The organism is Pseudomonas haemolytica (assembly GCF_009659625.1).
GTDB lineage: Bacteria > Pseudomonadota > Gammaproteobacteria > Pseudomonadales > Pseudomonadaceae > Aquipseudomonas > Aquipseudomonas haemolytica.
Map to the genome: position 1 here is coordinate 596,108 of NZ_VOIW01000002.1, position 23,144 is coordinate 619,251.

22 protein-coding genes and 2 pseudogenes are annotated in these 23,144 nt (G+C 59.7%); 12 read left to right on the forward strand and 12 right to left on the reverse strand.

All coding sequences use genetic code 11. From position 1 onward, the window contains the following. The first annotated feature begins 8 nt into the window (after positions 1–8). Positions 9–1,334 (forward strand): glucarate dehydratase, encoded by a 1,326-nt coding sequence (gudD, locus tag FRT59_RS09030; protein ID WP_153871002.1) that lies wholly within the window; start codon positions 9–11, stop codon positions 1,332–1,334. Positions 1,335–1,510: 176 nt separating this feature from the next. On the opposite strand, the pseudogene FRT59_RS09035 reads toward gudD, so the two are convergent. The 4 genes and pseudogenes from FRT59_RS09035 to FRT59_RS09050 all read right to left on the reverse strand — a co-directional run. Then, positions 1,511–2,548, reverse strand: a pseudogene (locus tag FRT59_RS09035) (chitinase); the annotation flags it as partial. Between the two features lie 40 nt (positions 2,549–2,588). Further along, positions 2,589–3,224, reverse strand: a complete 636-nt coding sequence (locus FRT59_RS09040; RefSeq protein ID WP_034116912.1) for a lytic polysaccharide monooxygenase auxiliary activity family 9 protein — start codon at positions 3,222–3,224, stop codon at positions 2,589–2,591. Positions 3,225–3,543: 319 nt separating this feature from the next. Further along, the gene (locus FRT59_RS09045; protein WP_153871140.1) at positions 3,544–3,918 is read right to left on the reverse strand and encodes an addiction module antidote protein; all 375 of its coding nucleotides are present in this window, start codon (positions 3,916–3,918) and stop codon (positions 3,544–3,546) included. 1 nt (position 3,919) lies between these two features. After that, entirely contained in the window at positions 3,920–4,222 is a 303-nt protein-coding gene (locus FRT59_RS09050; protein WP_198809642.1) for a type II toxin-antitoxin system RelE/ParE family toxin, read from the reverse strand. 484 nt (positions 4,223–4,706) lie between these two features. Here FRT59_RS09050 and FRT59_RS09055 point away from each other — a divergent pair, with 484 nt between their 5' ends. Then, the gene (locus FRT59_RS09055; protein WP_153871003.1) at positions 4,707–5,048 is read left to right on the forward strand and encodes a DUF6124 family protein; all 342 of its coding nucleotides are present in this window, start codon (positions 4,707–4,709) and stop codon (positions 5,046–5,048) included. A gap of 89 nt (positions 5,049–5,137) precedes the next feature. On the opposite strand, the gene FRT59_RS09060 is transcribed toward FRT59_RS09055, so the two are convergent. Beyond that, positions 5,138–6,502, reverse strand: a complete 1,365-nt coding sequence (locus FRT59_RS09060; protein ID WP_153871004.1) for a hypothetical protein — start codon at positions 6,500–6,502, stop codon at positions 5,138–5,140. A 317-nt stretch (positions 6,503–6,819) separates the two neighbouring features. Between FRT59_RS09060 and FRT59_RS09065 the strand changes: the two are divergent. Together FRT59_RS09065 and FRT59_RS09070 are read left to right on the forward strand one after the other, a co-directional pair. Beyond that, positions 6,820–6,960 (forward strand): annotated as a pseudogene (locus FRT59_RS09065) (dienelactone hydrolase); the annotation flags it as partial. A gap of 24 nt (positions 6,961–6,984) precedes the next feature. Further along, positions 6,985–8,379 (forward strand): aminotransferase-like domain-containing protein, encoded by a 1,395-nt coding sequence (locus FRT59_RS09070; RefSeq protein WP_153871005.1) that lies wholly within the window; start codon positions 6,985–6,987, stop codon positions 8,377–8,379. On the opposite strand, the gene panB is transcribed toward FRT59_RS09070, so the two are convergent. Both panB and FRT59_RS09080 read right to left on the reverse strand, forming a co-directional pair. Next, entirely contained in the window at positions 8,367–9,182 is an 816-nt protein-coding gene (panB, locus tag FRT59_RS09075; protein WP_153838039.1) for a 3-methyl-2-oxobutanoate hydroxymethyltransferase, read from the reverse strand. The two genes, FRT59_RS09070 and panB, sit on opposite strands and share 13 nt — an antisense overlap. Before the next feature lie 111 nt (positions 9,183–9,293). Beyond that, complete coding sequence (locus FRT59_RS09080; RefSeq protein ID WP_034116917.1) at positions 9,294–10,265, reverse strand: helix-turn-helix domain-containing protein; 972 nt, start codon at positions 10,263–10,265, stop codon at positions 9,294–9,296. Between the two features lie 245 nt (positions 10,266–10,510). Between FRT59_RS09080 and FRT59_RS09085 the strand changes: the two genes are divergently transcribed. The 6 genes from FRT59_RS09085 to FRT59_RS09110 are packed head-to-tail and all read left to right on the forward strand — an operon-like array spanning position 10,511 to position 16,542. Next, positions 10,511–11,044 carry a 2,4'-dihydroxyacetophenone dioxygenase family protein gene (locus FRT59_RS09085; protein ID WP_034116918.1) on the forward strand — a complete coding sequence of 178 codons (534 nt, stop codon included), beginning with the start codon at positions 10,511–10,513 and terminating at the stop codon, positions 11,042–11,044. Positions 11,045–11,067: 23 nt separating this feature from the next. Next, on the forward strand, positions 11,068–12,318 hold the full coding sequence (locus tag FRT59_RS09090) for an MFS transporter (RefSeq protein WP_153871006.1): 1,251 nt from the start codon (positions 11,068–11,070) through the stop codon (positions 12,316–12,318). Further along, positions 12,315–13,379, forward strand: a complete 1,065-nt coding sequence (locus FRT59_RS09095; protein ID WP_153871007.1) for a 2,3-butanediol dehydrogenase — start codon at positions 12,315–12,317, stop codon at positions 13,377–13,379. Before FRT59_RS09090 ends, FRT59_RS09095 begins: the two co-directional genes overlap by 4 nt. A 42-nt stretch (positions 13,380–13,421) precedes the next feature. After that, positions 13,422–14,690 carry a carbohydrate porin gene (locus FRT59_RS09100; protein ID WP_153871008.1) on the forward strand — a complete coding sequence of 423 codons (1,269 nt, stop codon included), beginning with the start codon at positions 13,422–13,424 and terminating at the stop codon, positions 14,688–14,690. A 29-nt stretch (positions 14,691–14,719) separates the two neighbouring features. Further along, entirely contained in the window at positions 14,720–16,339 is a 1,620-nt protein-coding gene (locus FRT59_RS09105; protein WP_153871009.1) for a GMC family oxidoreductase, read from the forward strand. A 35-nt stretch (positions 16,340–16,374) separates the two neighbouring features. Beyond that, entirely contained in the window at positions 16,375–16,542 is a 168-nt protein-coding gene (locus FRT59_RS09110; protein WP_153871010.1) for a DUF2986 domain-containing protein, read from the forward strand. A gap of 17 nt (positions 16,543–16,559) precedes the next feature. Here FRT59_RS09110 and FRT59_RS09115 read toward each other — a convergent pair whose 3' ends face one another. The 3 genes from FRT59_RS09115 to FRT59_RS09125 form a co-directional block, all read right to left on the reverse strand. Then, entirely contained in the window at positions 16,560–17,102 is a 543-nt protein-coding gene (locus FRT59_RS09115) for a GNAT family N-acetyltransferase (RefSeq protein ID WP_198809643.1), read from the reverse strand. Next, a complete protein-coding gene (locus tag FRT59_RS09120) occupies positions 17,092–18,303 on the reverse strand; it encodes a YeeE/YedE family protein (RefSeq protein WP_153871011.1) in 1,212 nt (403 codons plus the stop codon). Before FRT59_RS09120 ends, FRT59_RS09115 begins: the two co-directional genes overlap by 11 nt. 108 nt (positions 18,304–18,411) lie before the next feature. Further along, a complete protein-coding gene (locus FRT59_RS09125) occupies positions 18,412–19,629 on the reverse strand; it encodes an MFS transporter (RefSeq protein ID WP_198809644.1) in 1,218 nt (405 codons plus the stop codon). A 120-nt stretch (positions 19,630–19,749) separates the two neighbouring features. Between FRT59_RS09125 and FRT59_RS09130 the strand changes: the two genes are divergently transcribed. Beyond that, positions 19,750–20,406 carry a TetR/AcrR family transcriptional regulator gene (locus FRT59_RS09130; RefSeq protein ID WP_153838048.1) on the forward strand — a complete coding sequence of 219 codons (657 nt, stop codon included), beginning with the start codon at positions 19,750–19,752 and terminating at the stop codon, positions 20,404–20,406. 25 nt (positions 20,407–20,431) lie between these two features. Here the strand turns inward: FRT59_RS09130 and FRT59_RS09135 are convergent, their stop codons facing one another. Together FRT59_RS09135 and FRT59_RS09140 are read right to left on the reverse strand one after the other, a co-directional pair. Further along, complete coding sequence (locus FRT59_RS09135) at positions 20,432–21,742, reverse strand: sensor histidine kinase (RefSeq protein WP_153838049.1); 1,311 nt, start codon at positions 21,740–21,742, stop codon at positions 20,432–20,434. Further along, a complete protein-coding gene (locus FRT59_RS09140; RefSeq protein WP_034116929.1) occupies positions 21,735–22,409 on the reverse strand; it encodes a response regulator transcription factor in 675 nt (224 codons plus the stop codon). Before FRT59_RS09140 ends, FRT59_RS09135 begins: the two co-directional genes overlap by 8 nt. 290 nt (positions 22,410–22,699) lie before the next feature. Here FRT59_RS09140 and FRT59_RS09145 point away from each other — a divergent pair, with 290 nt between their 5' ends. After that, complete coding sequence (locus tag FRT59_RS09145) at positions 22,700–23,047, forward strand: hypothetical protein (RefSeq protein ID WP_153871013.1); 348 nt, start codon at positions 22,700–22,702, stop codon at positions 23,045–23,047. The last annotated feature ends 97 nt before the right edge of the window (positions 23,048–23,144 follow it).

A 23,144-nucleotide genomic window follows, 5' to 3' on the forward strand; every position in this document is an offset into this window, starting at 1 on the left:
AACTTGCCATGAATACTCCCGTCGTCACCCATTTCCAAGTCATCCCCGTGGCCGGCCACGACAGCATGCTGCTCAACCTGAGCGGCGCCCATGGGCCGTTCTTTACGCGCAATATCGTGGTTCTCAAGGACAGCTCGGGCAACACCGGCGTGGGTGAAGTGCCCGGTGGCGAGCGCATCCGCGAAACCCTGGAAGACGCGCGCAGCCTGGTGATCGGCCAGCCGATTGGCCAGTACCAGCGCGTACTCAACCAGATGCGCAGCACCTTTGCGTCGAGGGATTGCGCGGGTCGCGGCCTGCAAACCTTTGACCTGCGCATCACCATTCATGCCGTCACCGCCATGGAAGCCGCGCTGCTCGACCTGCTGGGCCAGTTCCTCGAAGTGCCGGTGGCCGCCCTGCTCGGCGAGGGGCAGCAGCGTGATGCGGTGAAAATGCTCGGCTACCTGTTCTACGTCGGCGACCGTAACGCCACCGATCTGGCGTACCGCAATGAGGCCGACAGCGACGACGCGTGGTTCCGCCTGCGCCATGAAACAGCCCTGACCGCCGACGCCGTGGTACGCCTGGCCGAAGCCGCCAAAGCCAAATACGGTTTCAACGACTTCAAGCTCAAGGGCGGCGTATTGAGTGGCGATGCTGAAATCGAAGCGGTCACCGCGCTGGCTGAACGCTTTCCCGATGCGCGCATCACCCTCGACCCCAACGGCGCGTGGTCATTGAAAGAAGCCATCCGCCTGTGCCGCGACCAACATCACGTGCTGGCCTACGCCGAAGACCCGTGCGGCGCGGAAAACGGCTACTCGGGCCGTGAAGTCATGGCCGAATTCCGCCGCGCCACGGGCCTGAAGACCGCGACCAACATGATCGCCACTGACTGGCGTGAGATGGGCCACGCCATCCAACTGCAATCGGTGGACATCCCCCTCGCCGACCCGCACTTCTGGACGATGCAGGGCTCGGTGCGCGTCGCGCAGATGTGCAACGACTGGGGCCTGACCTGGGGCTCGCACTCCAACAACCACTTCGATATTTCCCTGGCGATGTTCACCCAAGTGGCGGCTGCCGCGCCCGGTGAGATCACCGCCATCGACACCCACTGGATCTGGCAGGACGGCCAGCGCCTGACCCGGGAACCGCTGAAGATCGAAGGAGGTTACGTGAAGGTGCCGGCCAAGCCAGGCCTGGGTGTGGATATCGACATGGACGCCGTGGCCAAGGCCCATGAGCTGTACAAAGGCATGGGCCTTGGGGCGCGGAATGACAGTGCGGCGATGCAGTTTTTGATTCCGGGTTGGACCTTTAACAACAAGCAGCCTTGCCTGGTGCGGTAAATCGGCTTTATGAACGCTCACCGCGATTTGAGCGTGACGCAAAAAATCCGATGCCCAGACAGGCATCGGATTTTATTTCATAAAGCCAACAGTCAGGTCAGAAGCCTGGCTGTCTGACATCCGGCACGTCTGCCAGAGGCCTCTTTGCGCTACTGCCGATTGGCGACTTCGAGATCCGCCGCTTCCTGCTCGAGGCCAGAGAGATCAGTGCCATTGATCATCGGCCCATAACGGCGGCTGAATTCCCAGTTGTAGGGCACGTGGTCTTTGCTGATTCCGTTGTCCCAATTCACCGACCAGGTCATCAGGCCCTTGATCGACAATCCTTTGTCGTCCAAACGCTTGAATGCATTGGTCACGGCTGTGGGGTTGATCACATAACCGGTGGCGGCCGCGTCGACGTTCGCGGGGAGGCCAATGACGAACTTGTCTGCCGGGATTCTGGTAAACCCGCGCGTTCCGCTCACCAGACTTTCGGTCAGGTAAAACAGGAAGTCCTCTTTCATCGCGTCGTTGTTCTGGGCAATCCAGGCGCCGCTGCCGTTGTTGACCTCCTGCACCCAGATCCCGTCGCCACCCTGGTTGTAATACTGCGGGGCGATGAAGTCGTAATAGCCTTCCAGCGCTTGGATGTAACCGACGTATTTGCCGGCGGTGGTCAGATACGGAAACTCCGGCGCCATGCTGATAATGAAGTGTTTGCCTTGACCGGCGTAGTGGTCCTTGACCAGTTTCAACGCGGCGGGCAGGACAGTCTTGTTGTCGGCGAAATCAATCGCGCTCTGTTCAAGATCGATGTCCAGGCCATCAAAGCCATAGGTTTCCACCAGGCGGATAATCTCGTTGGCCAGTGGCTGTTCGTTGCCTTTATGCAGCTCGATGTGCGCATCGGCGCCGCCAAGGGAAATCAGCACCGCCCTGCCCTGGCTGTTCAGCACGCCGACCTGGCGGCGGAACTCGGCGTCGGACAGGTTGTACGGCTTGAAGGTCGGGATCCCGTTGCCCTTCATGAAGGCCACGGCCACCACGTTGTAATCCCTTGGTACGTCCGCCAGGCTCATATTGGCGAACTGGCCACGCTGGTAGCCGTCGCTCGGGCCGGCAGGCCAGTTGTGCCAGAAGCCCATGAGGATTTTTTTGCCGGCTATGCTCGGCATCAGCGAAGCGGCATCGTTCAGCGGTGATTTCAGTAAGGTAAAGTCAATATTTGACATGTTCTAATCCTTCAGAACGTGTGGGTTTAACGGCGCGGGCTTATTTGAAGTCCACGTCGAAGGCTTGATAGAAAGCGTTGCCGGTGTTGGCGACGATCCACATCAATACAATCACATGCTGGCCCTTTTTGTTGGCCGGCAGTTTGACTTCATGATTGACCTTGGCCTTCAGTTCGCCTGCATGGCTGAAGTACGGCACCTGGGTATAGAAGTCTTCGGCGAATGGCTGGGTTTCCAGTTGTGCGCGGGTGATGCGCTGTTTCGGATCCCAGCCATCCTTGGTGATCAGCCAGCGATAGCCACGGGTGGTGTGCGGCGCGGTGTATTCCCAGGTGACCTTGAAGGTCTGACCCGGCTCGACATTGAGCAGTGGCCAGGTGAAGGCGCGGTTGAGTTTCTTGGCCATTTCCTCGTTGGTGAAGTTGATGCAGTCACGGGCATCGGTCTTGCCGCCGCTGAGGATGAAGCCGTCGGCGGGTGGGGTGACGCTGTCACTGTCGGTTTGATAAGGCGCCGGGAACGGACCGGCCACCAGTGCCGGGAAGTTCTTGCCGCCTTCCATTTCATTGACCTGCCAGGTAGCCAGCAGGCCGAGTTCCACGGCGACCGCGCCACGGCTGGAGGGGGATGTGACACGACCATGGCGAAGAGGTGTCTGGGTTTGTGGTTTGTTCATTTTGTAACTCCATTGCTAGTGATTAAGAACTCTCCTTTCTTGAAGGAGAGGACCTCAAACTAACGGAGTTGCTTTTTTTTGCCACAGGCCCATTTCTCACTCGTTTTCGCTTCATGAGGGCATAACCCTGAAAACACTGGATATAAAACCAGTGCTATGGAAACAACCTACGCTACCAATGGTCGACTTCCTACAGGGCCAGGCGCAAATGAACACAACTTCTCTCGTGAATCGCCTTATCACGTTCGTAAGGAAAAAAGGACGACAAAAGGGGACGTATCTATTTTCAATCCAATAGAACCGTCCCCTTATTGGTCCATCAGGGTTTGCCGATGACGGCCTTTTTTTTAATTGTGGTCGCGGCAATCGGTTGCACCGTCAGTTCCACACCTAATGCCACCATCAGCTTCTGGACCGTTTCATAACGCGTCTTGGAGCCGCCCTTTAGGGTTTTATACAGGCTCTCCCGATTCACCCCCGCCGCCTCGGCAACCTTGTTCACGCCCTGGGCCTTGGCGACCTCGGCAAGCGCCTTCATGAGTACCTGCGGGTCTTGAGACTTCATGCTGTGCGCCAGATAAGCGCTGATGGTTTCCGGGCTGTCGAGGAAGCGCGAGGCTTCATAGACGCGGGTCTTGGACGTATCAAGATCGAGGATCGGCATGTCCTCGGGTTTGAATTTCGATTCGCTCATTTCATTGACCTCGTAGGGCATCGAGAATCTCTTTTGCCCGTTTGATTCCTCTTTTCTGACCGGTTTTGTCACTTCCCCACAGCATCAGGTAAGCGGTGATACCCGTGCGAACAAAGTAAATCCTGTAGCCGGGCCCGACGAAAACACGCATTTCACTCAGGCCGTCGCCTACAGACTCGCAATCGCCGAAGTTGTTTTCTTCGGCCCGATCCAACCGCGTCAGAACGGCCGTTTTCCCCCACACATCCCTCATACCGTCGAGCCATATATCGAACTCGGGCGTCCTGCCGATCGTATTGGTCACAGAGTCACATGTAGCCTACTGGCTACTCCTTTTAGATACCAGTGAATTTTTAATCCCGGCGAGACCCGGAAGAAAAAATCCTAGTCCAGCACCCGCACAAGCAGCCGCTCGATACTATTAGCGCTTGTTTCTTTGACGCCTGAAGAGCCCGTTCAAACAAACAAGGAAGCGCGAGGCGACAGCGCCTTGCTCCCTTGCCTACAGTTGCGTCAGAATCCGCCGGCTTGTGCGCTGGAGTGAGCGTCTCTAAGGTTGCCCGGTCGCTGAAAACTCAGTGATCGGGTTTAGTAGCCCTTGGTTGAATTACGCTTAGTGCACCAGCTTCATCCATTAGACATTCCTGTCTGTGCTTGATGGCGGCTGTGCGTAGGGCACCTTCGGGTGCGCCGGTTTTGCGTAATTCCCCGGTCTACTAACCTGCGTACAGCTGCCACCCTTTCGTTTAGTAGCGAATCGGTGTCAGCCCTAGCCAGGAATTGCGCATATGTTCAAAGTCACGCCAAACCCTCCAAACGATCCCGACCTGAAACTTAATCAGGCGGCACACCGTGCGATTGATCACTACCTCAACGCCGACGCCGAACCGCCCCAACCTCCTCCACCCTCGACCACGCTTTTCTGCGTTGCCGACGATGCCAACCCCGAAATGCTGATTGCCAATAGCTATGAAACTTTTTCTTCGGTCACCGCGTTGCTGCTTGACCTGTCGGATGAGCTGACGGGAAAACAGCGAGATGTAGCGCTGGCGATTCATCAATTGAGTGAGCTGGGGATGTTGCTGGTGGATAAGCTGATGGAACGGGAGGCTGCTGTAGCGGGTAGCTAAACGTCCATTACGTCAAAAGATTGCCGAGCCTTCATACTCCTTCAAGACGACTCGGCGATTTTCCTTGGCCTTGAAAATCCCCCCCTTAATCAGGTTTTTTGATTTTTCATCAATTTCAGTAAATGCCCAGGCCAGCGCCATCGCGCGGTGGGCCGATCAAGGCTATCTGCCAGGGTGTCTACCAGAGAGCGCGTCTTCAAGGGGCCGGTTGCGGCCTCCACGACGACACTGCGCGACTGCCTGTCTTCAACTGAAGGCGCCACGGCCCGACGCGGCTTTCCGGTCGCCGGGGCCATCATGTAACCCGCTGCCTTGCCTTTTTCGGTGATGGTCCAGATGCCATCCGTGTTGATAAGCACGGGGTCATCGAATGTGAGCGTTACCTCTTCGGCCACTGTGACCACCCTATTGTCATTGACACTTATCGGCGTGTAAGTAGCGAACTCCCTGCCCAGAGAAGCTTGCGTGGTACCTCCAGTGGAAAATTTCAGGACCATTTGTTCGAGGAAGGCAATGCTACCCATGTTGCTCAGCGCGCCGAAGTCCGGGTTCAGGACATGACGCAAAAAACTCTGTTCGAGGCGGGTAGAGTCAATTGCCGAGCCGTTCAGAATGCGTGATGCCGTAGCTACGTCATGCTCCTTGAAGTTGAACGTCACCCGGCGCCCCTCCTGATTGTAGCCATTGTTACCGCTCAAAAGCTGGCGACCGTTATCGTGATGACGATAGTTGCCGAGGTCGTAGGCCAGCATGTCGACATACGCCAGGTCGGCACCTTGCTCCTGCGCATAAACGTACATTTCTGACAGCAGACTGCGATCATCACGAGTAAGGAAGTCGTAATTGCTTTGGGCCATGTTGCTAAGGGTCAGGGTGCCTTCAGCCACCGCAGGTTCATGTCCAAGGAAGAGCCGAGAAATCATGAGTTCACGCCCGATGACCGAACCTGAAGACGCGCTGACCCGCTGTTCATTCAGGCGAATCTCCTGCCAGGCTGCACGCCGTTCGTTGACGGTGAACACACCGCTTTCGTCGCGAGCAATCAGAGTCAATTGATCGACCGTAAGGCCTTTAAAAGGGTTACTGGCAAAACCGTTAGCGAAGGCGGTGGCTCGTTTAGCGCGCTCAAGTAATGCCAGAACGTGAGTATCGGGAACTTCAGCATCATGCTGAGTCTTGTCAGCGAAATATCTTTCGTCGCTGATCGCGTCGAGCGGATTGGAGAGGTTGTGTCCTGGGTCTACTTGGCGGAGGCGGGCGTCACGGCTAGCAGCGTCACTTAATTGCCTCGCCAGTATCGATAAGGTGCTGACGGAATCGGCTTCAACTTTAACAACGGTGGGCGCGTCGCCATTGTCTTGAACAGACGATACCGAGGCTGGGGTTGAGTCACGGGCAACAGTGCTTCCCAGGCGGTTACTCGTTAACGACCTATCAACATTGATATTTACCATGAGTGCACCCGCGATCGATTAATAACGCTAGGGAAACAAAGTCATTCCAATTAATAAAAAGACTAAATAACTACGCACAGACAGACCATACATCGGCTTCGAACCAAGTGACGCACTCATGATTTTCACCCTTGAATTAAAGGTCAGTGTCGATACATCAGGAGGATTCACGCCTCAACACTGCATGATTTACAGCTTCAAGTAAGCCGGCCGCTTCCTAAAAACACGAAGTCCCCATCTGTAATACCGAGCAGTAGGACTCCGTCAGCCACTTCGTAGTCCCGCTTCCCCTCTACCTAAACCGCCCGTTTCAAGTCATGCTGCGCCCGTTGCCAAACGCCTCGACGCAGTACGTGGAGATCCGCGACGCCAACCACTTCAGCTTTATGTCCCAGCGGCCACGGCCAATCATCCAGCAACAGGTGATCACGCTGATCAGCGAGTTCCTGGCACGCTGAGCCTATCAATCCAGGACCACGGCGATGAATAGCGGCAAAAAAACCACCTTCGCCTATCAAGCGGTGTACCGCTACCTCATCGAGTTGATCGAGGCCAGCCCTGCCGATGGCGCACGCAAATTGCCGTCCTTGCGCCAACTGGCCCAGCGCCTGGGCGTGTCGGTGTCGACCACCAAGTACGCGTATGCGTTGCTCGAAGACGAAGGACGGATCCAGTCCAAACCCAAGCTCGGGTATTTCATCACGCCGAGCGCGGCTCCCGCCCTCACCCAAGCCTCATCACCTTTGCTCGATCAGGTCTTCGCCAACGCACGCCAGCCCGGCACGCTGGCCCTGAGCAGCGATGCCCCGGCGATGCTGCTGTCGCTGGAGCAGCCGTTGTTGATGCTGGAGCGTGAACTGGCCCGACAATACCCGCGCTCACTGGCACCGCTGTATCTGCCATTGGGCGAGCCCGAATTGCGCGCCGCCTTGGCCGAACGCTGCAGCCGTTCCACCGAGCACTACTGGCAGGCCGACCAGGTGTATATCGGCTCGGACCTGCACAGTGTGCTCGAGGTTGCGCTCAATGCCCTGGACCTGGCGGGCACGCTCGCGCTGGTGGAGTCACCGTGTTCGTGGGCGATCCTGCGGCAATTGCAGGCGGCGAACATCCGCGTGATCGAGCTGCCGCTCAATGTGGAGGGGCGTTTCGATCTGGCTGCGCTCAGCGCGTTGCTGCAGCGTGAGCCCATTCGGCTGGCGGTGCTGTCATCGACCGTGAACAGTCCCCAGGGCGGGATAATGCCGGCGCAGGATAAACAGCAGATCTGCACGCAATTAACCCAGCGCGGGATCTGGCTGTTCGAAAACGACACCTACGGCGAGCTGTACTTTGGCCCACAACCAGCACGCTATCGCGATTACGCCGACCCGCAGAAACTGTTGGTGTTCTCGACCTTCGACAAAGTCATCGGCTCGGAGGCGCCCTACGGCTATGTGCTGTGTCGCGGCGCTGGGGCACAGCTGCAGCGGCTGTTCCTGGAGCGCGGCTTTCGCCTCTCGCCGATCCGCCAGAAAGCCATTGCCAAGCTGTTCACGTCCAAGCGCATCGACACTCATCTGAAGGCGTTGCGGGCTTTGCTGCTGGAACGCATGATGCAGCTCAAAGCCTTGCTGCACACCCACGGCGATGACCTTTGGCGAGTGGTTGAACCCCACGGTGGCGCAAGCTTTTGGCTTGAGGCCACGCGCCCGGTCGAGATGCGCCAGGTGTTCGAGCACTTGCTGAACCAGCGCATCGTCATCGCCCCCGGCGAACTGTTCAGCCAACATGGCGCCTGGCCCCATCACCTGCGCCTGAGCTACACCCTCGACTGGAGCAAAGACATTGCCCAGGCCGTCAAGCAACTGGCCCAGGCGCTGCGTCAAAGTCCATAGCAATGCCGGTCTTCGGGGAAACGGCCATGGCGCACATCATCGGCAAACCGCTCGCAGGCATCGCGGATCACCGTACCAACATCCGCGTACTGTTTGACGAAGCGCGGCATCGACCCGCCGCCCAAACCCAATACATCCTCGGTGACCAACACCTGGCCGTCGCACGCCGGCGATGCCCCGATACCGATCGTGGGTTTACTTGAGTCCAGGGTGATCTGCCGCGCCACGCCCTCAGCCACGCCTTCCAACAACAGGCTGAAAGCACCCGCCTGCAGGTTGGCGCGGGCATCTGCGGCAATCACTGCGCCGGTTTCGGCGGTGAGCCCCTGGGCCTTGAACCCGCCCATCACATTGACGAACTGCGGCATCAGCCCCACATGGGCCATCACTGGAATACCGCGCGCCACCAGAAACTCAACCGTGCCCGCCAACGCCTGGTTGGCTTCCAACTTGACGGCATCGCACCCCGTGCGCGCCAGCACCTGGGCGCAGTTGCGAAAGGCCTGCTCGTTGGACTCCTGGTAACTGCCAAACGGCATGTCGGCGATCACGCAGGCCAATCGCGTGCTGTCGACCACCGCCCGGGTGTGGCCGATGATTTCTTCGAGCTGCATGCTCAACGTCGAGGCACGGCCATAGCCGACCATGGCCGTGGAGTCACCGACCAGAATGAAGTCGACAATCGGGTCAATCAGCTTGGCGATAGCGCTGGTGTACGCGGTGAGGGAGACGATTTTCTGCTGGCCTTTCATTGCGACCAGTTGCGGGACGGTGGTGCGTTTAGTGCGGGTGTGGATGCTCATCGGGGTCTTCCGTTTGTGCTGAGTACCCGGCCTGATTATTGGCAAAACGCTACACCGTTCAATGCACAGATTGCCGCAAAAAAGCGACCCAGCCCACCGCTTGGTCGCGCGCTAACTACCCAAGGTGGCCGCACGCACTTCACTGGGGGTCTGCCCGTAACGCGCCTTGAACGCCCGGGAGAAATGCGCCTGGCTGGTAAACCCGTGGCGGTAGGCAACCTCGCCCACATCCAGCCCCCTGACCTGTTGGCTGCTTAACAATGCGTGAGCCAGTTGCAAGCGTTTTTCCTGGATGAAACGTCGGGGCTGGGTGTCCTCCAAGGCAAACAGCCGCGCCAGGTGCCGGGCAGAGATCCCGGTCTGGACCGCCACCCGCTCACAGCTCAAGGTCGGGTCGGCCAATTGATCCCGAATGCATTGTTTGGCGGCCAACAGGTAGGAAGCGCTCAAGGCGTTGATCCGGCGGTGCCCCACCTGCCCGGCGATGATGTTTCCCAATAACTCGAATGCGTCGTCCTGATAGCTCCCCGCATCCTGGCTCAAGGGGTGTTGGAAAAAGCTGCGGGTGCGTTCGCCGAGGGTGCGCAGCAACAAGCGCTGCACGCCCGTGTGGGCACTGATTTTCAACGCATGGTCAAAACGGCTCAAACAGCGACTGGCAAAGACGTCCTGGGGCACATCGAAAATGAATTGGCGCATCGGCCCGGAAAATCCGAACAAGTAAGGCTTGTCGGTGCGATAGACCATCAACTCGCCGGGCTCCAGTAACTGGCAGTGGCCGTTCTGAAAGAAAAACGAACCGCTGCCCGTCACCAACGACACGAAAATCGAAGCCTTGGGCACTGCGCGAATCATCGAGCCATCGCGCTCTACCACGTGTTCATTCCCGACGATATGTGCCAGGCGCATGCTATCCAGGCTCAGGTTGTCCTGGGTCGCGGTAAACCCGGCATCGCTGTACGACGAACATTTGAGGCCCACCAGCGTGGACGCGTTGTATTGCTCCCAAAAGGCCAGGCGCTGGTCGAGGGGGATGCTGTCGGTACTGGCTCGCCGAGTGTCGAGCATGGCGCATGGAGTCATTTTTATTCTTCTCATGGCAGCGGGAAGTTGCCCTGGCCCAGGCAGGGCCAAATTCGGGGTTTGCACAGAACTCATTAATATCTGAACAACCCGGAGTGTCAACTCATTGCCCCGGCGTAAACGACCACCGGACACCCGGCCGAAGCCGCGTCCGATACAGGCAAGCATCTGGTCGGTTGCGATCAAACTGCCCACGCCTTAGCGCCCTAAAGTGGCCCTGCATCCCCCACAAGCAGAGGCCGAACATGCCCGAATCAGCCAATACCGAATTTTGGAAAGACCTGCAGCCAATCGCCAACTGCTTCAAGCCCGACGCCAAGCCCGAGGTGTACCTGCCTAACGCCGCCAGCGACGACTTGCGGCTGTATGTGCCGTTCACCGAAACCGTCTCTTCACGCCCACTGTGGATTTCCCCCAGCGAAAACCGCTGGTGCGACATTTTAATGTCCAGCCACGCGGGCCTGGTCAATCGGCACTACCACCCCCACGAAGTGTTCGCCTACACCCTTTCGGGCAAGTGGGGCTATCTGGAGCACGACTGGACCGCCACCGCAGGCGATTTTGTCTACGAGACCCCGGGCGAAGGCCACACGCTGGTGGCCTATGACCACCCGGAGCCAATGCGCGTGTTTTTCATCGTCAAGGGCCCGCTGATCTGGCTCGACGAAGCCGGTGAGCCCAACGGCTATTTCGATGTGCACTCCTACATCGACCTGTGCCGCAAACACTACGACAAGGTCGGCCTGGGCGCTGACGCGGTGGACCGCCTGTTCCGCTAAACCCGTTGTTTCGGAGAACCACCATGGCTGACAACAATAATAAAGCCGGTTACGAAAACACCTTGCTGTGCGTACTGTTCCTCACTTTTGGCTTCGTGTTTTTCGACCGTTTGGCCCTCGCGTTTCTGTTTCCGTTCATGGCCAACGAACTGCAACTGAGCAATAGCCACTTGGGCATGCTGTCCTCAGTACTCGCCTTGGCCTGGGCGCTGTCCGGCGCGTTGGTGGGGGCCTGGTCAGACCGCCGTGGTGTGCGCAAGCCGCTGCTGATCATCGCGGTCATTTTGTTTTCCCTGTGCTCAGCGCTGTCGGGGCTGGTCACTGGGTTTCTCAGCCTGCTGCTGTTTCGCGGGATCATGGGCCTGGCCGAAGGGCCAATTCTGCCGCTGTCTCAGTCGTTGATGGTTGAAGCGTCGTCGCCCCATCGACGGGGCCTGAACATGGGGTTGTTGCAGGGTTCGGCAGCCGGCCTTTTGGGCGCTGTGATCGGGCCACCGGTGTTGATCGCCCTGGCTGAAGCCTATGGTTGGCGCCATGCATTCATTGTGTCGTTGGTGCCAGGGCTGCTGATTGCCTGGCTGATCTGGCGCTATGTGCGCAACGACGAACCGCGCCAGGCGCCAAGGGTCAGCGAACCGCCAGCCGGCAACCGCCTGGCCTTGCTGAAAAGCCGCAATATCGTGCTCTGCACCCTGATCAGCTGCGTGTTCCTGACCTGGTTCATCATCCTGATCTCCTTCACCCCCACGTTCCTGGTCAGCGTTCGCGGCTATAGCCCGCCGAGCATGGGCGCGATCATGAGTTGCCTGGGCGCCGCCTGGGTGCTGTGGGGGTTTGGGGTACCGGCGATTTCCGACCGCATCGGCCGCCGCCCGACGCTGGTGCTGTTTTCACTGGTTGCCGCGTGCTGCCCGCTGGCCCTGCTGTTTGCGCCGTCGCCGTTGATGCTCGGCGTACTGATGGTACTGACCTACACCGGGCTTGGCTGCTTCACGTTGTTTATGGCGACCATTCCCGCCGAGACCGTTCCCCGCGAAGTGATGGCCACCGCCCTGGGCATGATCATGGGCGTTGGTGAGCTAGTGGGGGGCTTTGTCGCGCCGACCGTGGCCGGTTTTGCTGCCGATCGATTCGGCCTGTCCATCGTGATGTGGATGTCCTGTGGCGGTGCGTTGCTGGCCGCTGTGCTGGCCTTGTTCCTCAAGGAAACCGCCCCCGCAGTACTGCGCCGTCGATTGCCCGCCACCCCAATCCTGCAAGGAAACCAACCATGAAAGCATTGCGTTGGCATGCCGCCAAAGACTTGCGCCTGACCGACCTACCCGAACCCTCCCCCGGGCCTGGCGAAGTGCTGGTGCAAGTGGCCTACTGCGGGATTTGCGGCAGCGACCTGCACGAATACCAGGACGGCCCGCACTCGATTCCCCAACACACGCCCCATCCCCTTTCGGGTTGCCGTGCACCGATGACACTGGGCCACGAATTCTGCGGCCAGGTGGTTGCCCTTGGCGACGGCGTCCACCACGTGCACCTCGGCAGCCGTGTGGCGGTCGAGCCAGAGTACCGCTGCGGCACGTGCGCGTATTGCCTGGAGGGCAGCTACAACCTGTGCCAGTCCATGGGCTTCATCGGGCTGATGGGTCACGGCGGTTTTGCCGAGCGGGTGGTGGTGCCGGTCTACATGCTCCATCCGTTGCCGGACACGGTGAGCTTCAAGCAAGCCGCCGTGTTGGAGCCCGCCGCCGTGGCCTTCCATGCGCTGAATCAAAGCAGTTTGCAAGCCGGCGACAGTTGCGTGGTGTTCGGCCTGGGGCCAATCGGCCTGCTGTTGATCATGCTTGCCCGGCTGCGCGGTGTAGCGCGGGTTTACGCGGTGGACATCAACCCCCAGCGCTTGCAGCTGGCCCGTGAACTCGGGGCCAGGGAAGCGCTCGATGGCCGCGACCCTGACCTGCAGCAGCGCCTGCGTGCCCTGAGCGACGGCGGTATCAACACCGCGTTCGAGGCCGCCGGCAGCCAACAGACCTTGACCCATGCCCTGCACTGCCTGCGCAAAGGCGGCGAAGCAGTGCTGGTGGGGTTGATGGGTGAGGTGCAGATCGACGCCTTCCATCTGGTCAACCACGAGTTGCGGCTGCTGGGCAGCGTCGGTTATCGCCATGCCTACCCGGCACTGATCGCGTTGCTGGCCAGCGGGCGCCTGGACCTGGCCCGCATCGTCACCCTCAGCGTGGCACTGGAGCATGCCATCGAACACGGTTTCGAGGGCCTGTCTGCCGACAAGAGCCAGATCAAAGTGCTGGTCAACCCCACGCCGTCCCTGGCCCATCAATGAAACACCCGCTCGTCACAACAACAATAAAAAGAGTCCCTGACCATGAACACTCCACTGCGTTTGTGCATTTGTTTGCTCGCCGTATCCCTGCTTCCCCAGGCGTGGGCGCAAACCCGCGAAGGCCCGCTGGCTGACCTGGGCGAACAACTGGCCGGCTACGGCATCCAGCCCCATGTGCAGTTCTGGAGCCTGTCGATGAAGAACCTCGATACCGGCCCGCGGCCCCACAGTTTCGGCAACAGTGGCGATCTGTTCATCGGCGCCGACATCAACCTCGGCCCCCTCGCCGGCCTGGACAGTTCCGCCATTCATATCGAAGAAACCCTGTTCATTCTCGACCAGGGCACCGGGCAACCGACGTCACGCAACTGGCAAGGCGCTGCCGGCAGCTACTTTGCCGGGGCGCCGATTCACAACGACATCACCAGCAACCAACTGAGCCTGCTGACCGTCGAACACCAATGGCTCGACGGCCGACTCGACCTGCACGTGGGCCGCACCAACGCCCGGCGCTATTTCTATATCTACAACTGCGACACCGTGGTCACCTGCAACGACCCGATCATCGACGCGTCCACCGGCGTGCTGCCACCGCCGTATGGCGCCTGGGGCGGCTACCTGAAATACCAGGTAAACCCCAGCCTGTACGTGCACGCGGGGGTGTTCGAATCCAACCCGATGGACTACCTGAAAAAACGCAACGGCCTGGATTTCAGCACCGAAGACGCCAGCGGCACCAGCGTCCTGCTGGGGCTCGGCAGCAAGCCGGGGGATGACACCACGCAATACGAGCTCAACGCTTACTTCAATACCGCCAGGCAGGTCGACCCGTTGACCGCAGCCAGCGACCACGGCACTGCCGGGGCCTTCTTCAAATTCCGCCAGACGCTGTGGCGCGCCAACCTGCAAGGTTTGCAGGTGTTCGGTTCGCTGTCGGCGGCCGCCGATGACAAGCAGCCCTTCAGCCATTTTGCCGAAGCCGGGCTGACCTACCTCGCGCCCTTCGACCGGCCCCAGGACAAGCTCAACGTCAAGACCAGCTACCTGCGGGTCAACCCTCACCAATTGGCTTTCCAACAGCAGCTACGGACCGACAACAACGGCAACCCGCGCCTGGGCGAACGGGACGTCTACGCCCTCGAAGCCAACGCGCACGTTGCGCTGAGCCGCAACCTGTCCATTGAGCCGAGCGTGCAATACCTGATCAATCCAGACAATTTCTACAACCCCGGCGCGCGGGAACTGAGCGGCAATGGTTTTGTGGTGGGGCTGCAAGTGATGCTGGATGTCGGCTCCCTGCTGGGGCTGTGAAGTTTTTTATCGTCAACGAGGTAATTGTCATGACCCAATCCCCTGCGCACACGTTCGACTACATCGTAGTCGGCGCAGGTTCAGCCGGCTGTGTGCTGGCTAACCGACTGTCCACCGAGCCTGGAGTTTCTGTGTGCCTGGTGGAGGCCGGGCCCAGTGATCGCAAGCTTTTTCCGGGCGCGTACATTCGCACGCCGGCGGGCATTATCCGCTTGATCGCCAACCCGCGATGGAACTGGATGCATCAGTTCGAACCCCAACCGAGCAGCGCTGACAAACCGATCCCCTGCCCTCGCGGGCGAGTCTGGGGCGGTTCGAGTGCAATCAACGGCATGATCTATGTGCGCGGGCACCGCAGCGACTACGACCAATGGGAAGCCGCTGGAAACCGCGGCTGGGGCTACGACGCCCTGTTGCCGTACTTTCAGCGCTCCGAGCATTTCGAGCCAGGCCCTTCACCCTGGCATGGGCAGAACGGCGGACTGAATGTCGCCCGACAACGCAGCCTGGCGCCGGTCAACGCCGTGTTTCATGAGGCAGGCGCGCAGATGGGCTGGCACTACAACGACGACTTCAATGGTGCGGAACAGGAAGGCTATGGCGCGTTTCACGTCACCCAGATCAACGGTGAACGCTGCAGTGCCGCTCGGGCATTCCTCTACCCGGCGCTGCCGCGAACCAACCTGACCGTGTTCAGCGAAACCCTCACCCATCGCGTATTACTCGATGGCTCTCGCGCCGAGGGGGTTGAAGTCAGCCAGGGAGACCGCACGTTCACACTCAAGGCCCGGCGTGAAGTCATCCTCAGCGCTGGCAGCATCAACTCGCCGCAACTGTTGTTGCTGTCCGGTATCGGACCCGCCGAAGAACTGGCACGCCACGCAATTACCCAGCGCCACGAACTGCCGGGCGTCGGGCAAAACCTGCAGGATCATCAAGACATTGTCTTGATGTACCGCAGCGACAGTGATCTGGGATACGGGCTGTCGCTACGTGGGGTGTTGCCGCTGGCGGCCGCACCGTTTCAATACCTGGCAGCGCGTCGCGGGCCATTGACGTCGAACACCGTCGAATCCGGTGCTTTTTTACGCCTCCACCCGGCCGACGCCGCCCCGCAGTTGGGCTTGATCGTGGCTCCGGCCTTGAAGAACCAGCCCCAACGCCTGATTCCCGTAGGCCATGGCATCAGCTTGCATGTCGCGGTGATGCATCCCAAAAGCCGTGGTCGCGTGCGCCTGCGCTCAGCCGACCCACAGGACAGGCCGCTGATCGAGGGCAACTTCCTCAGCCATCCGGATGATTTGCACACCTTGGTCGAAGGTTTTCGCCTGGTACGTCGGTTGGCGGCAACCCCAGCCTTTACCAAACGCCTGCAGGGTGAATTAGTGCCTGGGCCGAACGTCAGCAGCACAGCGCAGATCGAGCAGTGGATCAGGGAAAACCTGGGGACCGTGTTTCACCCGGTGGGTACCTGCAAAATGGGCAATGACCCCATGGCCGTGGTCGACGATCAATTGCGGGTTCACGGCTTGCAAGGCTTGCGGGTCGCCGATGCGTCGATCATGCCGACGCTGGTTACCGGCAACACCAATGCCGCCGCGATCATGATCGGCGAGAAAGCGGCCGACTTGGTGCGGTTTTTAAACTGATATCATCCAAGCCTTTACCCATCAGGCAAAAAGACATGAACCGCCAGAAAAAACTACAGCAACTCTTCAAGGCCAAAGCCAAAAAGGCCAGCGCTAAATTGGCGCCGAAAAGCAAAGAGAAATACATCAGTAAAGCGGACCGCGCAAAGCTGGAGGCGCAGGCCAATCCAGAGTCAACGACCGGCGCTGAAACGCCCAGCTGAAGCGCTAGCCTGCGAACTCACCGAGTGGACGGCTGCGGACATAGCCCCGGGTGCCAGGCCATTGCGCATCGACTCCCCGGTTCAAAGCCTAGGGCATACTCCTGCGCCAGGATGTTGGCCAAGCGCTGATCCTGGTGGGTTTGAAAGCCTAGGCGCCGATAGAACGGCGCATTCCACGGCACGTGCTCAAAGGTGGTCAGCGTCACCGCACGCAGGTGATGGGCGCGCGCATGATCCATCGCCGTCTCAATCAGTTTTCGCCCCCACCCTTGGCCTTGCAGCGGCAAGGCCACTGATACCTCATGGATATGAAGGTCGTCACCCATACGCTCTGCGCTGAGAAAACCTTGAGGCTGGGCGTGCGCGTCGACGACAACCCAACAGGTCGATAGTGCGATCCACTGCCGATGACGATCGAAGCTGATCGGCTCGGCATCCGCCAGCCAATTCAACCGACCGATCATCCGGAATGCCTGGGCAGCAGAGCGCTCAATGCCGGGCAATAACACGGCATCCTCCGCTCGCGCCAGGCGAATATGGGCGAGTTGTTCAGCAGCCACTCAAGGCCACCTGGGGTCGTTCGCCCGCAAAGAAGAAGGGCCGAAAGCGCACGCCCACGGTGTTGCCGATAAATGCCGCCACCAGCCACACCCAGCCATGCAGGCTGCCCGAAGCGATACCGCTGAAATAAGCGCCGATGTTGCAGCCGTAGGCCAGGCGCGAACCGTAGCCAAGCAGCAGACCGCCGATCACCGCCGCGATCAACGAGCGCGCCGGAATATTCAGGCTGGGCGCGAAACGCCCGGCCAGGCCTGCGGCCAGCAGCGCGCCGAGGACAATGCCGATATCCATGACGCTGGTGATGTCTTCCCACACCGGTGCGGCCAAGGCCTTGGCATTGCCCGGCATCTGCCAGAAGGCCCAGCTCGCCACATCCACACCCAACCCACTTGCGACCTTGGCGCCCCACAGCGCGAACGCGGAGGTAATGCCCCACGGCCGCCCGGCCAGGGCCAGGGTGGCGTAGTTGAGCAGCGCCAGGGCAACCGCGCCCCACACTAACGGCCAAGGCCCACGCAAGAAGCGGCGCAGCCCTTGGTGCTCGCTTTGCACGCCTTGTTCAAGCTGGCCGTGGCGATGCTTTTCCAGACGCACTGTGACCACTGCAATCAGCGCGAATACCGCCAGGCTCAGGACCAACGCCGGCAGCACACCAAAACTCTTAACGATGGAAACCGCCGGAAACGACGGCAGTGCAAACCACCAGTCAACATGGTGAGTGGCGATCAACGAACCACAGATAAAGAACAGCAGCGTCACCAACATGCGCGCATTACCGCCGCCCACGGTGAACAAGGTGCCTGATGCACACCCGCCGCCCAGCTGCATGCCGATCCCGAAGATAAACGCCCCGAACACCACCGACACACCGGCCGGCGCTACCAGCCCGACCACCGGCTGGCCGAACAAGGTACCCGCGCCGAGCGCCGGGAAAAACAACACCACCGCCACCGCCAGCATCACCATCTGCGCACGCAAGCCCGCGCCACGCCGGTCATTGATAAATACGCGCCAGGCCGAAGTAAAACCGAAGGCGGCGTGGTACAGGGTCAGGCCCAAGGCGGCGCCGACCACCAGCAACAGCACTTGGCGTGCGCCAACGGTGTTTTGCAGGAACAGGGCGCCCGCCACCAGGATGATAAAAGCTATCAGTGGCGCGACGGGCTTGCGTGCGGGGGACATGGGAAGAGTGACGCTCATGAGGTATCTCAGTGGGTTTGGGTTGGATCGATCGCGAGGCAGCAAGTATACCTCCAACGGTTCGGTGCAGCCCTTTTGCAAACCGCTCACGCTTACGCACTGGGCCCTTCAGTGCCCCACCGCCCCAGGCCCATTGGCAGACCGCCGTCCCGGCTTGAAACCATGGGCATGCGCCGACCAGGCGATCAGCAGCGCGACGATGGCCAACGTCAGCATCGCCCACGGAAATGCGGCTACGCCCCAACGATCCAGCAGCACCCCGCCGACGACACCACTGCCAGCAATCGCACTGTTCCACGCCACCACGTTCAGCGACAACGCCACATCCGCACCGTCACCTGCGGCATCGGCCAGGGCGGTTTGCAGCAAGGTGGCCGCACCGCCAAAGCTCAAGCCCCATACCGCCACGCCGAGGTAGAGCACTTCTGGCTGCCTGCCGAGAAGACCGAACACCACGCAGATCGCCGCGAATGTCCCCAGGCTCACCAACACAGTCTTGCGCAACAGCGGCTCGACCAAACGAGCCGTCAGCCAGATGCCCGCCAACGCGGCAATGCCGAACACCAGCAGCACCAGGTCTACCCGGTCCGCCAAGCCAGCGGGCGCCACAAACGGGGCGATGTAGGTGTAGAGCATGTTGTGAGCCAGCATCCAGCTGATCACCACTGCCAGCACCGGGCGCACACCGGGGGTGGTCAACACTTTACCCAAGGACAGGCGCTGGTGCGCGGGCTGCGGTGGGTAGTCCGGAACCTTCACCAGCACCCACACGATCAGCCCCAGGGTCAGCGCCGACATCAGGCCGAACGTGCTACGCCAGCCCACCAAGCCCCCGAGCCAGGTGCCCAGCGGCACGCCCAGTGACAGCGCAATCGGCGTGCCGACCATCGCCAACGCCAGCGCCTTGCCCTGTTGATGAGGCGCAACCATACGCCGCGCGTAACCCGCCAGCAGGCTCCAGGCCAGCCCCGCCGCAACACCCGCAAAGAAGCGCGCCACCAGGGTCACGCCATAGTGGGACGACCACGCAGTGATGGAGTTGAACAGCAGGAACCCGACGATGGTCAGCAGCAGCACATTGCGCCGGCGCCAGCCACGGGTGGCGATGGTCATAGGGATCACCGCCAGCACCGAGCCCAGCGCATAAGCGGTGACCATCTGCCCGGCCATGGACGGCGAAATCTCCAGGCCAGCGCTGATCAATGGCAACAGCCCAGCGGGCAGGGTTTCGGTGACGATGCAGATGAAGCCGGTCATGGCCAAGGCGAGCAAGGCACCGATGGGCAGGCGTTCAGACGACGCGGATAAGCTGAGTGAAGGTGTCACGGGAAACTCCTTGGCTGACTTTAATACTGATCGATACAAATGTTGCGCGGCACAACACCGCGTTGTCAACGACTTATGTATCGACTAGTATTTATCTCGTTACCCCAGAGGACTTTCGCCATGGCACAAATGGGCCGCCCCCGTAACTTCGACCGCGAACAAGCAGTGGAACAGGCCCTGCACCTGTTCTGGCAACACGGCTACGACGCCACTTCCCTCGCGCAGCTCAAGGCTGGCCTGGGCGGCGGTATTTCCGCGCCAAGTTTCTATGCGGCGTTCGGCTCCAAGGAAGCGCTGTTCGATGAATGCGTGCAGCGCTACCTGGAGACCTACGCCCAAGTCACCGAATGCCTGTGGGATGAAAGCCTGCCGCCACGTCGGGCCGTCGAAACCGCATTGCGCCAGTCAGCGCGCATGCAGTGCGACAACGCCCACCCCAAGGGCTGCATGGTGACGCTGGGGGTGATGAGCGCGCCGAGCCCGGAACATGCGCGGGTGGTGGATGCGCTGACCCAGTCACGGGCGCGAACCCGAGCGGGGATTGTTGCGTGTGTGCAGCGGGCGATTCGTGCCGGTCAGTTACCGGACACGCTGAATGCAGAGGCGATGGCGACCGTGTTTGATTGCTTCCTGCAAGGCGTGTCGATCCAGGCACGGGATAACACGCCCCATGAACAGATCAATGCGGCGATCAACCACCTGCTGCTGACCTGGGACATCGCCGCCTCTACGGCAGCCCCCGTTCGTCACGGCACGCCAGCCCAGTTCCAACAATAGCGGCGCACACCCTCGCAGTCAGCCGTTAACGGGCTGACTCGACGGCCCGCAAGCTGGTGACATCGAGAACGACGGTGAAACGTTGTTGCTCGCGTATCACCTCAATATGCCAGCCCAGTTTTGCGCATAACTGATGCATCAACTGCAACCCGAGACCGTAGCCAAAATCGCTGGATTCCTCTTGCGGCTTAGCCTCCTGAATGTGGTTGGTAATAAGCAGCCGAGGGTATTTGAAGCTGATTTCTACTTTGCCCTCTTCCGCGTATTGCAGCGCATTACGCAGGAAGTTGCCGATCACGATGCGACACGCGGTGGGGGGTAATCGGCAAGGTTCATTGTGGATGTCGATGCTCAGCTCGATATCCCGGTTACCGATCAGGTAGCGATGTTTCTCAATCAGTTCACCGACCAACTCGCTCAGGTCAATGTCTTCCTCGGGCAACGGTTCGGGACGCTCGCGGCTCATCCACAACAATGTCTCGGCGATAAGCTGCATATTCAGCACAGAGCGTTCGATACGCTGCAAGGAGGATGGCAGGACACCGCCGGACTGCAAGGCCAACAGCTCGATATTGGCCTTGAGCACCGCCAGTGGCGTTCGCAGTTCATGGCTGGTATAGCGCAATAGGCGGCCTTCACGCTGGCTCGCGGCCTGCACCTGTTCGACACTTTTGGCCAGGGCGTCGGCCAGCATATTGAACTCCTTGAAGCTGAAACCTGGTCGTTCGCTGGCCAGGGCTTCAGGGTTTTTCAGCGTCCCGGACCATTGGACCAAACGTCCCAGCGGGCGGACCAACCACCACACCAGCAAGGCGATGATGATCAATGCCGGTACGAATACCGCCAGGCTGATGAATGTGACGCTCTGTATGACCTGATCAAAATAGGCGTCGGACAGAGGGGTCTCGACCTCACCTCCTACTTCCTGATCATGGTCGATGTCATACATATAAAGGGTTTTGCCATCACCCAGGGGCTGTTCGAGGATTATCTGGACCGGCGCGTCGTCATCATCGGAGTACAGATCGCCGAAGATATGCACCGCGCCGAAGGACAGGCTCGGCGGTACATCAAGCATCTGGCGGATGTTCTGCGGCAACGCCTCCTTCCCGATGACGCTGGTATAGAAATAATTGTGCGGAGTTGGCGTGGTCGGGTCCTGCTTGTAGTGCCTGACGAAGTACTGGGCTTCCTCTTCCATCATCGCGCTGGCGGTATAGAACAGGCCACGCACGGTAAATTCAGGCAGCAGCCTGCTGTAGATCACCAGCACCACCGCAATCAGAAACAGGAAACTCCCGCTGATCACCCATTTCAAGCTCAGGCCATTACGCATGGGGTTTTACCTGAATGCCGACACCCGGCAGGGTATGGATCAACGGCCGGCCGAAGGGCTTGTCTACCGCCTTGCGCAGCCGATGCATGTGTACTTTGAGCGTATTGCTGTCGGGTGGCTCATCGCCCCAGACTTTTGCTTCCAGGCGTTCTCGGGGCACAGGTTCAGGACTGGCGCGCATCAGGTGCTCCAACAAGCTCCAGCAGATGGGTGACAAATGCAGCTCTTGCCCGGCGCGGCTGACCTTGCGGGTGGTGAGCTCCATTACCAGGTCGTCGACTTGCAGACGATTGGTTTGGCCGCTGCGCCGCAGGCTCAGGGCGCGAATCCTGGCCACCAACTCGGCCAGTTCGAACGGCTTGACCAGATAGTCGTCGGCCCCAACAGCAAAGCTGGCGAGCTTATCGGACAACGCGTCCAACGAGGTCAGCATCAGGATGGGCGTCTGGATGCCTTGCTGGCGTAAACGCTCGCATAGCTGCTGACCGTCCAGCCGGGGCAGCATGATGTCCAGGAGAATCACGTCGTAGTGCTGGGCAAGTGCCAGGTTAAGCCCGGTTTGGCCATTACTGGCGTGATCGCAGACGATGCTGCTGATTTCCAGGTACTCGATGACGGTGGTGGCCAGATCAAGGTTGTCCTCGACCAGCAGCAGGTGAATATGCACGGGGAAATGCCTCGGACAGGTATTGCACAGAGGGTTGAAGCATAACGGAGGTTGAGCAATTTCTATGGATGTTTACCTGACGTTAACCCGCTGCTGCTTAAGCTGAGGCTCTTCTTATCCAGAGCTCGTCACTGCCATGAACCTGCCTTCGATGATCAAAGGCGCCCTGTTAGCCTTGATTTTCCTCGCGCTGATGGTCGCTATACTGCCGCCGCAAGCTCAACGGACACGCCTGGGAGGCAGCAGCTGGTTTCTGGTTGGCCAGAACGTTGAGCAGACAGGGTCGTGTTATGTCGCCAGCACCTCCTGATGACGTCGGTGCCAGCTATACCAACCAGTTGGTAGCCTGTATGGCGCTGATTGTTTGCCTGTCGGTTTCGGTGGGTATTTATATCGCTCGTTTGAATGCGCACGTTGATAAGCAACGAGAGCTCTCGCCGGTGTATCTGCACGAATGTCACAAAGGCCGCGGGGGGTTTATTGTCTACCCTGATGGCAGGCGCAGCGGTGACAGCTGCTATACAGCCAATGAGGGTGAATCAGCGCAGACCGACGAACATCAGGATCTGCCAGGTTCGAAGGGTGCTGAATGGCTTAAATACATCCTGCCTGGCGTTGAATCAGCGCGGATTTTCTAGATGCCCGAAGGGAGAGGCCTATGTGACTGATCACATGAGTCCTGATGCATTGACATCATCATAGGAGCATAATAATGGCATATAGCCTCCACTGCAT

Excerpts from the sequence above, each read along its gene's own strand:
- FRT59_RS09095 (WP_153871007.1), top strand. The coding sequence starts at position 12,315 with ATGAAAGCATTGCGTTGGCATGCCGCCAAAGACTTGCGCCTGACCGAC.
- FRT59_RS09055 (WP_153871003.1), top strand. The coding sequence starts at position 4,707 with ATGTTCAAAGTCACGCCAAACCCTCCAAACGATCCCGACCTGAAACTT.
- FRT59_RS09135 (WP_153838049.1), bottom strand. The coding sequence starts at position 21,742 with ATGCGTAATGGCCTGAGCTTGAAATGGGTGATCAGCGGGAGTTTCCTG.
- FRT59_RS09110 (WP_153871010.1), top strand. The coding sequence starts at position 16,375 with ATGAACCGCCAGAAAAAACTACAGCAACTCTTCAAGGCCAAAGCCAAA.
- FRT59_RS09070 (WP_153871005.1), top strand. The coding sequence starts at position 6,985 with ATGAATAGCGGCAAAAAAACCACCTTCGCCTATCAAGCGGTGTACCGC.
- FRT59_RS09060 (WP_153871004.1), bottom strand. The coding sequence starts at position 6,502 with ATGGTAAATATCAATGTTGATAGGTCGTTAACGAGTAACCGCCTGGGA.
- FRT59_RS09040 (WP_034116912.1), bottom strand. The coding sequence starts at position 3,224 with ATGAACAAACCACAAACCCAGACACCTCTTCGCCATGGTCGTGTCACA.
- FRT59_RS09105 (WP_153871009.1), top strand. The coding sequence starts at position 14,720 with ATGACCCAATCCCCTGCGCACACGTTCGACTACATCGTAGTCGGCGCA.
- FRT59_RS09090 (WP_153871006.1), top strand. The coding sequence starts at position 11,068 with ATGGCTGACAACAATAATAAAGCCGGTTACGAAAACACCTTGCTGTGC.
- panB (WP_153838039.1), bottom strand. The coding sequence starts at position 9,182 with ATGAGCATCCACACCCGCACTAAACGCACCACCGTCCCGCAACTGGTC.
- FRT59_RS09100 (WP_153871008.1), top strand. The coding sequence starts at position 13,422 with ATGAACACTCCACTGCGTTTGTGCATTTGTTTGCTCGCCGTATCCCTG.
- FRT59_RS09130 (WP_153838048.1), top strand. The coding sequence starts at position 19,750 with ATGGCACAAATGGGCCGCCCCCGTAACTTCGACCGCGAACAAGCAGTG.
- gudD (WP_153871002.1), top strand. The coding sequence starts at position 9 with ATGAATACTCCCGTCGTCACCCATTTCCAAGTCATCCCCGTGGCCGGC.
- FRT59_RS09085 (WP_034116918.1), top strand. The coding sequence starts at position 10,511 with ATGCCCGAATCAGCCAATACCGAATTTTGGAAAGACCTGCAGCCAATC.
- FRT59_RS09145 (WP_153871013.1), top strand. The coding sequence starts at position 22,700 with ATGTCGCCAGCACCTCCTGATGACGTCGGTGCCAGCTATACCAACCAG.
- FRT59_RS09120 (WP_153871011.1), bottom strand. The coding sequence starts at position 18,303 with ATGAGCGTCACTCTTCCCATGTCCCCCGCACGCAAGCCCGTCGCGCCA.
- FRT59_RS09080 (WP_034116917.1), bottom strand. The coding sequence starts at position 10,265 with ATGACTCCATGCGCCATGCTCGACACTCGGCGAGCCAGTACCGACAGC.
- FRT59_RS09045 (WP_153871140.1), bottom strand. The coding sequence starts at position 3,918 with ATGAGCGAATCGAAATTCAAACCCGAGGACATGCCGATCCTCGATCTT.